The 14,460-nt window shown below is 63.9% G+C and carries 8 protein-coding genes; 6 read left to right on the top strand and 2 right to left on the bottom strand.

Annotated features, from left to right (window positions below; all coding sequences use genetic code 11):
* The first annotated feature begins 157 nt into the window (after nt 1-157).
* The 3 genes from lgt to GF399_03685 all read left to right on the top strand — a co-directional run bounded on the left by lgt (nt 158) and on the right by GF399_03685 (nt 5,083).
* On the top strand, nt 158-1,066 hold the full coding sequence (lgt, locus tag GF399_03695) for a prolipoprotein diacylglyceryl transferase (protein ID MBD3399417.1): 909 nt from the start codon (nt 158-160) through the stop codon (nt 1,064-1,066).
* Nucleotides 1,067-1,073: 7 nt separating this feature from the next.
* The gene (locus tag GF399_03690; protein MBD3399416.1) at nt 1,074-3,491 is read left to right on the top strand and encodes a DNA internalization-related competence protein ComEC/Rec2; all 2,418 of its coding nucleotides are present in this window, start codon (nt 1,074-1,076) and stop codon (nt 3,489-3,491) included.
* Between the two features lie 455 nt (nt 3,492-3,946).
* On the top strand, nt 3,947-5,083 hold the full coding sequence (locus GF399_03685; GenBank protein MBD3399415.1) for a DUF1566 domain-containing protein: 1,137 nt from the start codon (nt 3,947-3,949) through the stop codon (nt 5,081-5,083).
* A 1,040-nt stretch (nt 5,084-6,123) separates the two neighbouring features.
* Here GF399_03685 and GF399_03680 read toward each other — a convergent pair.
* Nucleotides 6,124-7,065: a hypothetical protein gene (locus GF399_03680; protein ID MBD3399414.1), complete on the bottom strand. Its 942-nt coding sequence runs from the start codon at nt 7,063-7,065 to the stop codon at nt 6,124-6,126.
* Between the two features lie 1,018 nt (nt 7,066-8,083).
* Complete coding sequence (locus GF399_03675; protein ID MBD3399413.1) at nt 8,084-9,037, bottom strand: hypothetical protein; 954 nt, start codon at nt 9,035-9,037, stop codon at nt 8,084-8,086.
* A gap of 649 nt (nt 9,038-9,686) precedes the next feature.
* Here GF399_03675 and GF399_03670 point away from each other — a divergent pair.
* From GF399_03670 to GF399_03660, 3 genes are all read left to right on the top strand, one after another.
* Complete coding sequence (locus tag GF399_03670; GenBank protein MBD3399412.1) at nt 9,687-10,094, top strand: hypothetical protein; 408 nt, start codon at nt 9,687-9,689, stop codon at nt 10,092-10,094.
* A gap of 536 nt (nt 10,095-10,630) precedes the next feature.
* Nucleotides 10,631-13,123: a leucine--tRNA ligase gene (locus GF399_03665; protein MBD3399411.1), complete on the top strand. Its 2,493-nt coding sequence runs from the start codon at nt 10,631-10,633 to the stop codon at nt 13,121-13,123.
* 257 nt (nt 13,124-13,380) lie between these two features.
* Nucleotides 13,381-14,130 (top strand): hypothetical protein, encoded by a 750-nt coding sequence (locus GF399_03660; protein MBD3399410.1) that lies wholly within the window; start codon nt 13,381-13,383, stop codon nt 14,128-14,130.
* Nucleotides 14,131-14,460: the final 330 nt, after the last annotated feature.

Raw genomic sequence — 14,460 nt, 5'->3', positions numbered from 1 at the left:
AGAAACGGCGGTGTCGGCCGCGGGGGTGGAATCGACCCCACCGACGGGCCGGCCTCGTGTTACAATGGGCAAGATTAACATTCCCCACCGGTTCCAACAAGCATCCCGCTGAACTAACAGACAACCGCCCAGCCTACAGCTAAAGCGAGAATCCGGTATGCTACCGACCATCCTCACCTGTGGCCCGCTGACCCTGCGCGCCTACGGCCTGATGCTGGCGACCTCCTTCATCGTCGGCATGCTGGTCTCGGCCAACCGGGCGCGTAATCGTGGTATCGATCCCCGCCACGTCTACGACCTCTCCCTGGTGATCCTGCTGTCGGCCGTCATCGGCGCCCGGCTGTTCCATTTCGCCTTCCACTACGAGGCCTACGCCGTCACCGGCGAGCCCTGGCTGCAACTGCTGCGCATCTGGGACGGCGGCCTGATGCTCTTCGGCGGTTTCATCTTCGCCTTAATCGGCTCGCTCGTCTACCTGCGTGTCAAGAAACAGCCCCTGTGGGAGATCACCGACATCATCGCCCCGGCGGTACCCCTGGGGCTGGGCTTCACCCGGATCGGCTGCTTCCTCAACGGCTGCTGCTTCGGCCGGCCGACGGATTCCTGGCTGGGCGTGGTCTTCCCCAACAACGCCCCGGCGTACTCGATCAAAACGGGCATCCTGCCGGGTACGCCGGTCCTGCCGACCCAGCTGTTCGAATCCGCCGCCGGCTTCGCCTTCTTCGGCCTGCTGCTGCTGGTCGAGCGCAAGTGGAAGCGCTTCCACGGCCTGCTCTTCGGCCTGATGGTGGCCCTCTTCGGCGCCTGGCGCCTGTTCATCGAGTTCTACCGCTACCGCGAGGACGACATGCAAGCCCTGGGCGGCCTGCTGTCCAAGAACCAGATCATCAGCATCGTCATCACCCTGGTCGGGGTGGCGATCATCATCTGGCGCTGGCTCTACGTGCGCAAGAAGGGCGAATTGCTCGATCCGGCCGCCGAGTGGCAGACGATCGCCAAGCGCAGCGCCAACTACCGCAAGCAACGCGGCAAGAGCCGGGCCAAGAAGAGCGGCTCGGGGAAGTAGCGCGACGATGGAGCGGGAGGACCAGCGCGGTTTCGACACCCGCCCGGCCTACCGCAGAACCGAACGGCCGCCGCCGGCGTCACCCCTGGTGCTGCTGGCGGCGGCCTGCGCTTTGGGCGCCGGAACATCGGCCTGGCTGGATCCGCCCGTCGCGGTGGGCGCGGCCGGGGTGCTGGCCGGCCTGACCCTGATCCTGCTCTGGGGCCGAACGGTCAAACACCTGGCCCTCGTCGCCGCCACCCTGGCTTCGCTGGCGGCGGGGTTGGGACTCCACGCCGCCGCCCACGACGAGCTGACCGCCCAGCGGGCGCGGCTGGAGGCCCTGAGCGGCGCCAGCGAGCTGACCGTCCGGGTGGTCGGCCCCGTCGACGTCGACGACGAGCGCTGCCGGGCCGTCGTCGAGATCGTCCACACCCCGGCGGCCCTGGACGACCTGCGCGGCGCCCGCCTGAGCCTGGGCGTCTACGACGCGCCGGAGCTGACGCCGCGGCCCGGCGAGCTACTCCACGGACCGCTGTTCCTCGACGGCGTGGACCCGCCGGCCAATCCCCTGGTCCCCGACTACGGCGAGTATCTGAGCGCCCGGGGCGTGGCCGGTTGGGCCAGGAACGTCAGCGGACTCGAACGGGTCGGCGAGGCCGTCGGGCCGCTGGAGGCCTTCCTCAGGCTGCGGGCCTGGCTGACAGCTCACGCCTTGACGCCGCTGGAGGAGGAGGCCCGGGGCCTGGCAAGTGCCTTGCTGCTGGGCGACCGCTCGGGTATCCCGACGCAGGAGCTGGAGCGCTACCGCCGCTCCGGCGTCTTCCACGTCTTCGCCGTCAGTGGGCTCCACGTCGGCCTGGTCGGTTATCTGCTGTTCGCCCTGGGCGGGACGCTGCCGCTGAGGCGTCGCGGTCGCTACCTGCTGGCCCTGGTGGGGATCGCGGCCTTCACCCTGCTGACCGGGGCCCGCCCACCGGCGCTGCGGGCCTGCCTGATGGCCGGGATCTACCTCGGCGGTCGCCTGCTGGGTCGCCCGGCCCACCTGGGCACCTCGGTGGCCGCCGCCGGACTGCTGCTGTTGCTCGTCGAACCGCTGCAGATAACCGACATCAGCTTTCAGCTTTCTTTCACCGCCGCCGCGGGCATCGCCGCCTTCACTCCGCGGACGGCGCGCTGGTTGAAACGGCGGCGGCTGCCCGGCCTCGTTGCCGAACCCCTGGCGGCGACCTGCGGCGCCCAACTGGCGCTGTTCCCGCTATTGGCCCTGCACTTCTCCCGGGTGCCCCTGGCGGGCATGCTGCTCAACCTGCTGGTCGTCCCCCTGGTGGGGATGATCCTGCTGGTCGGCCTGCCCTATCTGTTGCTGGCCGCCGCCTGGAGCGCGGCGGCGCCCCTGCTCGGCGTCCCCCTGACCCACCTGCTGCGGGCCCTGGACTGGCTGGTCGGCGAGGCCCTGGCCTGGGCGCCGCTGACCGTCGACGTGCGTCAGCCCTCGTGGTGGCTCGTACTGGGCACCCTGGGCTTGCTGAGCCTCGCCTGGTGGCTGCTGGTTAAGCTCGAACGCCGACGGCGGCTCTGGGCTCTGGCGCCCGCCGCCGTTCTCCTGACCCTCTGGGCCGTGCAGGTGCTGCGAACCGCCCACCCCGACGAGCTGCGGCTCACCTTCTTCGACGTCGCCCGGGGGGACTGCATCCTGCTCGAGAGTCCGGCGGGCGACCGGATCCTGCTCGACGGCGGGGCGGATTGGGCCGATCCGGCCGCCGAGTATCTGCGGCGGCGGGGCATCGACGAGCTGGACGCCGTCGTGCTGACCCACCCCGACGAGGACCACTGCGCCGGACTGGTTCCAGTACTGCAACACTGTACCGTCGAGCGCGTCTACCGCCCGCCGGAGGTCCTGGGCACGGCGGCCTTCAGCGAGTACCTCGGCGCCGAGGCGGCTTGCGGGGCCGCGGTGATCCATCCGGCCTTCGGAACCCGCCCACCGACGCGGGATCCCGCTTTGAGCCTGACCGTGCTGTCGAACTCGGCGGTCGGTTACCCCGGCGACGACACCAACAACGCCTCGCTGGTGCTGTTGCTGAACTACGGCGGTTTCAGCGCCCTGTTCACCGGCGATCTCGAGGCCGAGGGTGAAGCCGCCTTGCTGTCACGCTGGCCCGGCGAGGTCGTCGACCTGCTCAAGGTGCCCCACCACGGCTCGCTCAGCGGGACGACGCCCCAGCTCCTCGAGGCGCTGCGTCCCGGACACGCCGTGGTCTTCCCGTCGGCGGGCACCTTCGACGAGCCGGTGCGCTGGCGCCTGGCCGAGCACGGCTGCTGGCTGTACAACGTCGGCGAACTCGGCGCGGCGGTGCTGCAGACCGACGGCCGGCGGTTCAGTCTGGGGCGCTTCGACGGCGCCTTCGCCCCGGCGGTGGTCGAGTCGGCCGGAGGTAGGTAGACAACCGCTCTCCTCGTCAAGCCACCCTCAGTTCCGCGCGGACGGTCGTCCCCCCACCTCCCGACCGCTCGCCGACCCCCCGCGGTTGCGCTTTATCCTCCGTCGCTCAGCGCTTTCCCCTTTCCCGGCCCCGGCCCCGTCACGGTTCTTGCATTCCGCGGTCCGCCGTCGGCGTCCCGCGGGCAAGAACCGCGCCGGGGCCGCCGCCTGCAGCATAAGCTGTATCGCCTGGTGACGCTTCAGCCGGGCGTCCGGGACGTTCTCGGAGCCCCGCAGCGCCCGGCCCTGGTCGTTGGGCGCAGCAAATCATGCACGGTTCTGGCTCAACGGGCCGTTCCGCGGGGTGCATACTGCGCATCTTGTTGATAATGAACGACTGGCACACTTCTTGCATTTAGCTGATGGTGCGGTGCAGCGGCCGCGAGGCGTTTGAACCCGATCCGAGGAGGATACCGATGCGACGCACCAACAGGCGATATCTGTTCATCTTGCCGGCCCTGATCCTGTTCGCGGTCGCGGCCTGCGACAGCGTCGCCGCGGCGGGCGACGGCGAGGCGGCGGGCGACGGTTCCGTCGTCGATACCGAGCAGAGCACCTGCTACGACAACACGGGCCCGATAAACCCCCCGGGCTCCGGGGAGGCCTTCTACGGACAGGACGCTCAGTATGACGGCGTCCAGCCGTCGTACCGGGACAACGGCGACGGCACGGTGACCGATCTCAACACCGGCCTGGTCTGGCAACAGGACTTCGCCGGGCGGATGAGCTGGGAGGAGGCCGGCGACTACGCCGCGGAGCTCGAGCTGGCCGGTTGCGAGGACTGGCGCCTGCCGACGATCGAGGAGTTGACTTCGATCGCCCTGTTCTCCGGCGGTATGCTGACCCAGACCCCCTATCTGGACACCGACTACTTCGCTTTCGAGTACCCCCGGCCGCCGTACCGGGACATCGACGGCCAGTACTGGTCGAGCAATCTGTACGTCGGCCTGGTTTTCGCCGGCGATGAAGCGGCCTTCGGCTTCAATTTCGCCGACGGTCACATCAAGGCCTACCCGACGCGGCACGGCCCGGACGGGAGTCCCTTCGAGGCCTATGTACGCTGCGTCCGGGGCGAGGCTTACGGCGAAAGCGTCTTCATCGACAACGGCGACGGCACGCTGACCGACCAATCGACGGGGCTGATGTGGCAGCGGGGCGACGACGGTGAATGCTACAACTGGGAGGAGGCCCTGGCCTACGCCGAGGGGCTCGAACTGGCGGGCTTCGACGACTGGCGCCTGCCCGACGCCAAGGAGCTGCAATCGATCATCGACTACTCCAGCAACGACCCGGCGCTGGACCCCCTCTTCGAGCTCAGCGATCCCGACGTCTGGGGCTGGACGGCGACCACCCACGGCGACGATTATCGTAGCGCCGTCTACGTCTGCTTCGGCAAGGCCGTCGACTACCGGGGGACCGACGTCCACGGCGCCGGAGCCCTGCGCAGCGATCCCAAGAGCGGCGACCCCGGGGATTATCCCACAGGCCGCGGACCGCAGAACGACGAGGTGCGGATCTACAACAGCGTGCTCGGTGTCCGCGACGCGGATTAAGCCTGTGCCGTCAAGCAGTAAATCGCCGACCCGGTCTAACCACCGGGCCGGCGTCAGCTATGGCCGGGAGCCTGGTTAGCCAGGGCTCCAAAGCGGCAAAGGGTCAATAACCGGGTTCACTTGGCAGCGGACCCGGCTACTTCAATAATGAAGTCTTACTATTGTATTTTGGAGCCATTGACTCCTGGAGCTATTGACTCCTGAATGGGGGGTGTTGGTTTTCGGCTACCCTAACGCCCATGGGTCGTCATATGTGTGATTGTCTTGTCTTCACGAGAGTTGACGGGATGCCGCCACGTCACGGGCAAAGGAGGCGCTGTGGCCGCCGGCTCAAAGGGTAATCCCGCCAGGCGCGTCAAGTGTGCGAAGTGTAACTACCGCTATCACTACAGGTTAGGCGACGGGCGGCGGACGTGCGAGCGCCTTGGAACAGCGCTGGTTGATCGCCGTGCTGCTTCGGCTTGAAGCAACCGCAGCCGGGAAGGCCAAGAGGGTCGGCGTCCATCCCAGTACGGTCGCCAAGCACTAGCGCATCGCCGCGGCTCGGGAGGCCGAGCTGGACTCGAGCGTCCACTCCGACGGCTGACAGGCCGCTAACGAGCTGTCTCATTCAACGGCTTCCATCACAGGCGCATCAATCATGACAAGACCCCGGCCACTGGCAGGGTGCATATCAAGGACCTCGAGAACTTCCGGGGCTACGCCGAACGCCGGCGAAAGGCCCACCACGGCGGTTTCAAACGCAACCTCAGCCTGGTTATCAGGGAGGCGGTGACAGATTGACACAAGCAACCTAAGCGGTTTGTAACCAAGACTATACGGTTCAACACCTTCAGTCTCGGGTTGCTCCTCGAGTAGTTGCAGAAGGCAGTCGTTATCGACAGTGGTCGAGATGTCCTCTACCAGCCCTCTTCTCTCAGCCGTTTTCGCGATTTGAGCTTTTGCTCTCTATTCGCTGCGAGTCGGTCTAGCAGGGTGGACGATGCCGCTAAAAAAACCGGGGCCGTCGGCCCCGGTGTTATTGATCAACTGACGGCTTGCTAGTCGGCCAGACCGGCCTTGAGCGCCCCCCAGGAGGTTGGCTGAACCCCGCTCCACTCGTCGCCGCCGACGACGAGGACGGTGGAGTTGCCATCGAGGAAGCTCGAGTTGCTGAAGATCTTGTAGTAGTAGTTCTCGTCGTAGTCGCGGATGACGGAGAAGATCTCGTTTTGGATGTTCCACTCTGCCTCGTCGATCCCCGCGGCGATCGGATGACCGGGATCGGCGGGGGGCAAGGGGAAGGTGCCAAGCACACTCTCGAACATCCAGATCTGATCCTTGGGCAGAAAACTCAAGCGGGTACCCGTGATCGAGTCGACCTTGGTGCTGCCGGCGATGATCACCTTGCCGCCGGCGGCGATGAACGAACTGATCTCCTGGCGGGTGTGCAGGTAATTGTCGCCGTCTTCGATCTTCCACTCCTCGCTGATCATCAGCAGATCGTAGAGCGGTTCATTGTTGAGCACCAGGGGATCGTCCTTGGTGATCTGGGTCATATCGTAGCTGCAGTGGTAGGGATGATTGCCGGGCAGGCTGGGGTTGGTGCCGTTGAGGTTCTCCTCGACGAACTCCATGTAATTCTGATCGTAATCTGCGAGGTAGAAACCGGTCTGCAGACCGGAAAGGCTGTATTGACCAAAGTCGCCCATACAAGCAACGTTGCCGGTGTTGCCGATCAGGTAGAACATGGAGTTGAAAACCAGATCCAATCCCTCGCGGTTGGCCGGGTATGCGTCGCCGTTTTTGGTTTCATGGCAGTACCAGGCGGCGGCGATGAACATCGTCGAGCCGGTGATCACCACGTCGTCCTCTTTACCCCAACTGGGTTGCGGGGGCGCCTGCTCGGTGCGCGGCGGTATCGCGGAGTTGACGCACAACCCTCCAGCCGCCCACAGGGGAACGACCAGACACAGAAACAGCAACAGTAAACGACGCGACATGATCCACTCCTCGCTCGTTGGAGTTCGGTTTTGTCATCGTTTATTCATAGAGTAATTTAGCTGATGAGAAAGCCATTGTCAAGGTGTCACCGGACCGATTTTTCATCCCTTCGCCAAGCGGTGGGGGAAAAAGTGACGCTTGCAACAGGTATATCGGCGATGGGGTGAGGAGGTAGCGGGCAAGGTGCACTAGTTTCTTTAATAACTGGGTAATTCGTTAACGGTTTTGAGATATGAGCGCATTTTAACTGGTCCCGGACCGCAGGGCAGGCCTATCCGTCAGGAGATTGCGCCGGATCTTGGGTGCAAAGGGCGGGTAAAGTGAATAGTGCCCCGGGAGTCTGCCATGCACGCCCGGCAGCTTGACCCAGTGTCGGCTGATCCGGATTGGCGCAGGCCGTCCGGGATGAACGAAGTGCGAAACATTGTTAAATGAGTGTAAACCGCAGCTTTAACAAATGCGGAATGGTGATTAAACCGCCGAATCGTCAATAATTGCGTCGGATAGCTACTTCAGTTCAGCTTCACCACCAACTCCAGGACAATCCGGGCTGACTTGGCCCTGGAGCTGAGGATTAACTCCTGAAGCGCTGACGATGGATAAGGTGTTGTCCCGACGGATGTTATCGTCAGAGACCACCTAGTCAACTCGACCATGAAAGGACCAGGGGGAGTGTATTGACAACACAGGCTTCGAGGGCTCAGAGCCAAATCACCGCAGTTGCTCAGCGAACATGGGCGTGGCCGCTCGATGCTGCGGCAGGCTGAGGGGTCGGCTGGACCGCCGACGGTGGTTGCGCCTCTGTCTCAGCGAGGGGCCTTCAGGCTGCGGTTAAGCCATACTACTGTTTGAATGGGAGACCATCTAGATAGGTCCAATCGACTGAGCCGGCCCGCAACACTCACGGTCTGGACGGATCGAGTCAACGGAAACCCGGTGAAAAACCGACGACGCCCTGGCGGGGTTACAATCCGCCAAACCGTCGCCGGTAGCCCGAAAGCGAGCTGGAAGCCGGGTCTACTGGGAAACCGAGGCTTTCAAGGCGCCCCAGCTTGTCGGGGCCACGTCCTGGGCGTCGAGATCGCCGACGAGTAGGGTGGGATAGCCGTCGTCATCCTCGAAGACGACAACGTAATACTGCTGGTCCCAGTTGTCTACGTGAGCGTAAATCTCGTTCTGGATATCCCATTCCTCGCGATCGATCCCCTGGGCCACCGGATGTCCGGGCCGCACCGGCGGGAGGTTGAAGGGTCCCGTACTGGCGTACATCCAGATCTGGTCCTTCGGCAGGAAGATCAGCTGCTGGCCGGTCACCGGATCGGATTTGGTGGAACCGGCGATGATGATCCGGCCGCCGGCGGCGACGTAGGCGGTCAACTCCGCCCGCTCATGGAGGAAATTCGTCGGGTAGAGCGCCCACTCCTCACCGATCATCAGCAGATCATAGTATGGAGTGCCCCCGCCGGTGAGGGGATCGGAGTTGGTGACCTGGACGAAGTCGTAACTGCAGCTGAAGGGCGGGCTGGGCATGTTCGGGTTGGTGCCGTTGAGGTTCTCCTCGAGAAACTCCATGTAGTTCTGATCATACCGTGGTATATAGTAATCCGTCTGCAGTCCCGAGAGACTGTAGGGTGAAAACTCGCCCATACAGGCCACGCTGCCCGATTCTCCGATGAGATAGTTCATGCAGTTGTAAACCAGCTCCAGGGGCTCGCTGTTGGCCGGATATATCTCCCCGTCCTGGTAATCGTCATCGCCGTCGTCGTCATTGTTGTAATGATAGTACCAGGCGGCACCAAGGAACATCGTCGAGCCGGTGACGATGACCTGGGGGTCCATTAACGGTTGGGGCTCCAGGCCCAGGTTACCCGAACCCGCCGGGGGATTGGTCGAGTGTATCGAGATGCCCGCCGCGGCGAAAACCAGGCTGCCGAGGGCCAATACTAGTAGCAGTGCAACAGTCCTTTTCATCTGTCGGTCTCCCTTCGTTGATGCCTCATAGTCGACGGAACCGCGTTTACCACCGGTTCGCCGTCCAAGGGGGCGTCTGTTTACTCATCGCCGACCGTGTTACTCGTAATCCGGGTTGGTTTGAGCCGACGTTTCTTAAAAGATGCGGTGTCCGGCGGGTACTCGGCTTACCATTTATCGCTCCCGGCCGCGGGGGTGAGAAGAACCGCGGTAGTTGCTCGAGGCCGGGTTGTCGGATTTGAACGCCGTGGATCCCGACGCCGGGTCGGCGCTCATTAATCACCGATACCCGTTGTACTTGGAGGGGATAGGCGAAAACCATCTGACAATGAACCCTGGATCATTGTTTATCGTTCAACGTAAAACCCGACAGATAAACATTAGTGTAAAACTTCCCCGGCGTCAACCCGAATTGGTGAAGGGATGCTGCAAGACAACGTTCCCGTCGCCCGGTGCCGCCTCGGCAAACGAGACTCCGTTGTCTCACGGAAGTGGCGGTTTTGAACAGCTTGCATTTAACGGCGTCCGGGACTAAAATTGTCTAAACTAGGAAAGCAGCTACCAAGGGAAGACGGCCGCCTCGGGGGCAAACCTCCGATCAAGCGAAGACACGCAGCGGCCCGACGCCGTGATCAAGCGGGAGAAGCAAATGAAGGAACAGCTAAAACTAGTCGCCAAACTCCAGGAAGTAGACCGCCTGCTCAACCGACTCGGCGAGGTGCTGGAGGACCTGCGCGAGCAGGGACTCTCCCCCGAGGAGATCCACGGCATCTCCCAGGAGCTGGAACAGATCGCCGTCGGGAAAGAAGAAATGAAGTCCAAGATCCGCCAGGACCTCCTCCAGCACTACCAGCGCTTCTACCGCCGCCACCACGAACACGCCGTCGCCAAGCTCTCCGGCGGAGTCTGCACCAATTGCTTCGTCTCAGTCCCCAGCGCGAAGTCCATGCGCGTGCGCCGCACCGAGGGAATCGAATACTGCGAGAACTGCGGCGCGATCCTCATCTGGGACGAACCCCAGAATAAAGACGACAACGGCGACAAGAAGAAGAAATAGCGCCGCCTTGACACCCACGAGAACGTCGGCTATATTCAGGCCCACGCGCCCGCCACCGCAGCGGAAAACAACCACCCGAGCTGCTCCACCATGAAGACATCTACAGTCAAACCCAGCAAAGATTACGGCGCCAGCCGCCGACTTACCCTGCCGCCCACCCTCCACGGTTGACGGCCGGTAGAGCTTCTTCGCGCATTACATAAAACCGCCGTCGACAACCCGGGACGGCGGTTTGGTACAATCTGCGACAACACACCGGCGACCTTTGAAAACACGAAACCAACGCCCCGTGAAAACCACCTGCCGCCCCGCCGGAACTGGCACGGTTTTTGCGGAGGCCGACCGTTAGCATCAATCGTAACGGGCGCCGAGATGCAAAAACCGTGCCAGTTCCGGCGGTGGAGCAGTCTACGACCGCCGAAACGACGAGGGCTGTTTTCAAAGGTCGCCGGCACCGGTGCACCACACAGTCGATGTCACCGCGCCACACCCGGCCTGAGCAGCGGCACCCATGCCATTTCCCCCGGAGTCCAAGTATGAGTCCTGCAGAGCACTACGATCCCCGCGGCTTGGAGGAGCGCTGGCAGCACCGCTGGCGCGAGGGTTTTTGTCGATTCGCCCAGCCGGATCGTCTGGGGCTGGAGCCGCCGCGGGACAAGTACTACGTCCTCGATATGTTCCCCTACCCCTCGGGCAAGCTGCACATGGGCCACGCGCGCAACTATGCCATCGGCGACGTCATCGCCCGCTACCGCCACCGCAACGGGCATACTGTGCTGCACCCGATGGGTTGGGACGCCTTCGGCCTGCCGGCGGAGAACGCCGCCATCCAACGCGACATCCATCCCGACGAGTGGACCCAGGCCAACATCGCCACCTTCAAGGAGGCCATGAGCCGCCTGGGGATCCCCTATAACTGGGACCGCGAGGTCGACACCTCCAAGCCCGACTACTACGGCTGGACCCAGTGGATCTTTTTGCAGCTTTACGAGATGAACCTGGTGGAGCGCAAGGCCAGCCCGGCCAACTGGTGTCCGAGCTGCCAGACGGTGCTGGCCAACGAGCAGGTCGTCGGGGGGCTTTGCGAGCGCTGCGACGGCAAGGTGACCCAGAAGCATCTCGAACAGTGGTTCTTCAAGATCACCGACTACGCCCAGGAGTTGTTGGACGATCTCGAAGCGCTGCCCGAGTGGCCGGAGCAGGTGCGCACCATGCAGCGCAACTGGATCGGCCGCTCCGAGGGCGTCGAGTTCGAGCTGCCCATCGATGGGCTGGACGAAGCCTTCTCCGTCTTCACCACCCGAGTGGATACGGTCTACGGCATGACCTACGTGGTGCTGGCACCGGAGCACCGGCTGGTCGAAAAGCTGGCGCAGGGAACGGGACACGAAGCCGAGGTGCAACAATTCGTCGACGAGGTGCTGGCCCAGGACCGCTTCCTGCGCGCCGCCGACGAGACCGAGAAGGTCGGCGTCTTCACCGGACGCTACGCCGTCAATCCGGTCAACGGTCGCCGGGTGCCGATCTGGGTGGCCAATTATGTCCTGCTGGAATACGGCACCGGCGTGGTGATGGCGGTTCCCGCCCACGACACCCGGGACTTCGCCTTCGCCCGCAAGTACGGTCTGGAGATCCTCCCGGTGATCATGCCGCCGGGGGAGACCCTGACGGCCGCCGCGATGAACGACGCCTACGTCGAGCCCGGGGTGATGGCGAACTCCGGCGCCTTCGACGGCCGCGAGAGCACGGCGGCGCTGGACGACATCGCCAAGATGATGGAGCGGGAGGGCTACGGTCGCCGGGTGATCAACTACCGCCTGCGTGACTGGTGCATCAGTCGCCAGCGCTACTGGGGCACACCGATCCCCCTCGTTCACTGCCCGAAATGCGGTGTGGTGCCGGTACCCTACGAGAAGCTGCCCGTCGAGCTGCCCCACTTGGTCGATTTCCGCCCCCAGGGGATCAGCCCCCTCGAGGAGGCCGCGGACTGGGTGGCCGTCGACTGTCCGCGCTGCGGCAAACCCGCCCGGCGCGAGGTCGACACCATGGACACCTTCGTCGACAGCTCCTGGTACTTCCTGCGCTACTGCGCCCCCAGCGCCGAGCTGCCCTTCGACAAAGAGCAGGCCGACATCTGGATGCCCGTCGACACCTACATCGGCGGCATCAACCACGCCGTGCTGCACCTGATGTACGCCCGCTTCATCACCAAGGCGCTGCGCGACGCCGGCCTGCACTCCGTCGACGAGCCCTTCAAGCGCCTGTTCACCCAGGGGATGGTCACCCTGGGCGGCAAGGCGATGAGCAAGAGCCGGGGCAACGTCGTCGGCATCGATACGGTCTGCGATAAATACGGCGCCGACACCGGGCGCATCTTCACCCTCTTCGCCTCGCCGCCGGACCGTGAGATGGAGTGGACCGAGGAGGGCGTCGAGGGCATCTATCGCTTCCTGAGCCGGCTCTGGCGGCTCTTCGACGGCCGCTGGGAGCTGGCTTCGACCGAGTACGATCCCGACTCGCTGGACGATGAGCTGAAGGCCCTACACCGAAAACGTCATGCGGTAGTCAAAAAGTTCACCAAGGACATCGAGCGCATCCACTTCAACACGGCCGTCGCCGCGGCGATGGAGCTGGTCAACGACACCTACGGCTACGAGGCCCACGGCGAAGTCGCCGAAAGCGCCCATCCCGTCGTCGCCGCCTGTCTGCGCGACCTGGTCGACGTGCTGGCGCCCTTCGCCCCCTTCCTCTGCGAGGAGCTCAACGCCCGTCTGGGCGAGAGCACCTCGGTCCACGACCGACCCTGGCCGACCTGGGACGAGGACGCCCTGGAGGCCGACATCGTCACCCTGCCGGTTCAGGTCAACGGCAAGATTCGCGGCCAGGTAACCGTGGCCGCCGACGCCGACGAGGAAACGATACGCGAGATCGCCCTGGCCGACGAAAACGTCGCCCGCTACACCGATGGTAAAGAAGTGAAATTCTTCAAGGTCGTACCGGGCAAGCTGGTGACCATCGCCGTCAAGTGAACAACCGACGGTCCCTCGAACAAGCCCCGTCGGTAACCCGCCGGTGGGCGACCGACAACCGCCGGAACTGGCACGGTTTTTGCATCTCGGCGGGCGCTACACTTGATGATAACGCCCCGCCTCCGCAAAAACCGTGCCAGTTCCGGCGGCAGCGGACCAAACGCAACGCACCACGTTCGTGGGTCGTGTCACCGACGGGTCATGTTCGGATTCTTAGCCTGGGATCACCGAAACTGTGACGGAGGTATGAACTACTAATGGAAGGCAGCAGCGAGCGACCGCGCTGGGGTCGGGTGATCCTGGTGTTGATGGTTTTCCTGGTCCTCTGGGGCCTGCTGCAATGGTTGAGTCGGGTGTTGGGGGCGGACTACCGCGAGCTGGTCCTGCTCAGCTACATGGTGCTGTTCGTCGCTGGGGCGGGGATAGTCCTGCCGCTGATTAGCGGGTTGCGCGGCGGGCTGGAGCTCTTTCAAGGACGTCGCGGCTCCCTGCTGTGGGGCTCCGTCGTCCTGGTCGCCGCGGGTACGGCCCTGGGGATACTCGGTTCGGGCTCCCTCGAGTTGTTGCTCGCCGACCCGCCGTCATTCGGCGTGATCGTCAAGTACGTTCTGTTGTTCGCGCCAATGAGCCTGGCCGTCGCCCTGGTAAGCTTCTGGCTGGTGCCGCTGACGGTGGAACGCTCGCTGGGGACGGGATTTCTGGGCGGTCTGGCCGCGATCCTCGCCGGCGGGGCGGTCTGTTTTCTGGGCTTCCTCGTCGACGGCCTGTTCACCGACCTCTCGCTGGCGGCGACCCTGGGCCTGTTGGGGCTGATCTTCAGCGCCGCTCTGGTGCTGGGAGGATCCTTCTGGCTGGTCTACCCGCCCTTCGCCGTCGTCTTTCTGGTCAACACCCTGGCCGCGGGCAGGTACGACGGCGAGAGCTGGTGGGTGCTGATCAGCGGCGCCCTGGCCGCCGTCGGCGCCCTGATAACCGTGCTGCGGACACGCTCTGAGACCCGGGATTGAGCGCGGCGGACCTAACTGATATTGCTTAAGGGGCCACCCACCGGCAGCGGACCCCTGCATATCGATAACTGATCGCTGAGAACGGCGGTTGGAAGCGAGCCGGTCATGCACGTTGGTGTTCTTGCTGCGGCGTGGCTTACGTGGCTTCAACGTCGCATAGCGCTGCCGGAGACGCCCTCAATCAGCTTTGGCATCATGTAACCTGAGCGGACCAGATGAGCAGTGCATCCTGCGGGTAGTCGGGAGTGTTTTCGTCGTCGCGATGCTTGAAGCGGAACGACCCTTCTCTGATAAAGCGCCTGAAGTTGCGTTTGAAGCCAGCGTGAGCGG

It is taken from the genome of Candidatus Coatesbacteria bacterium (genome assembly GCA_014728225.1).
Taxonomy (GTDB): domain Bacteria; phylum RBG-13-66-14; class RBG-13-66-14; order RBG-13-66-14; family RBG-13-66-14; genus WJLX01.
This window is presented reverse-complemented; position numbering and strand designations above follow the sequence as displayed.

Excerpts from the sequence above, each read along its gene's own strand:
- GF399_03675 (MBD3399413.1), bottom strand. The coding sequence starts at position 9,037 with ATGAAAAGGACTGTTGCACTGCTACTAGTATTGGCCCTCGGCAGCCTG.
- lgt (MBD3399417.1), top strand. The coding sequence starts at position 158 with ATGCTACCGACCATCCTCACCTGTGGCCCGCTGACCCTGCGCGCCTAC.
- GF399_03665 (MBD3399411.1), top strand. The coding sequence starts at position 10,631 with ATGAGTCCTGCAGAGCACTACGATCCCCGCGGCTTGGAGGAGCGCTGG.
- GF399_03660 (MBD3399410.1), top strand. The coding sequence starts at position 13,381 with ATGGAAGGCAGCAGCGAGCGACCGCGCTGGGGTCGGGTGATCCTGGTG.
- GF399_03690 (MBD3399416.1), top strand. The coding sequence starts at position 1,074 with ATGGAGCGGGAGGACCAGCGCGGTTTCGACACCCGCCCGGCCTACCGC.
- GF399_03670 (MBD3399412.1), top strand. The coding sequence starts at position 9,687 with ATGAAGGAACAGCTAAAACTAGTCGCCAAACTCCAGGAAGTAGACCGC.
- GF399_03680 (MBD3399414.1), bottom strand. The coding sequence starts at position 7,065 with ATGTCGCGTCGTTTACTGTTGCTGTTTCTGTGTCTGGTCGTTCCCCTG.
- GF399_03685 (MBD3399415.1), top strand. The coding sequence starts at position 3,947 with ATGCGACGCACCAACAGGCGATATCTGTTCATCTTGCCGGCCCTGATC.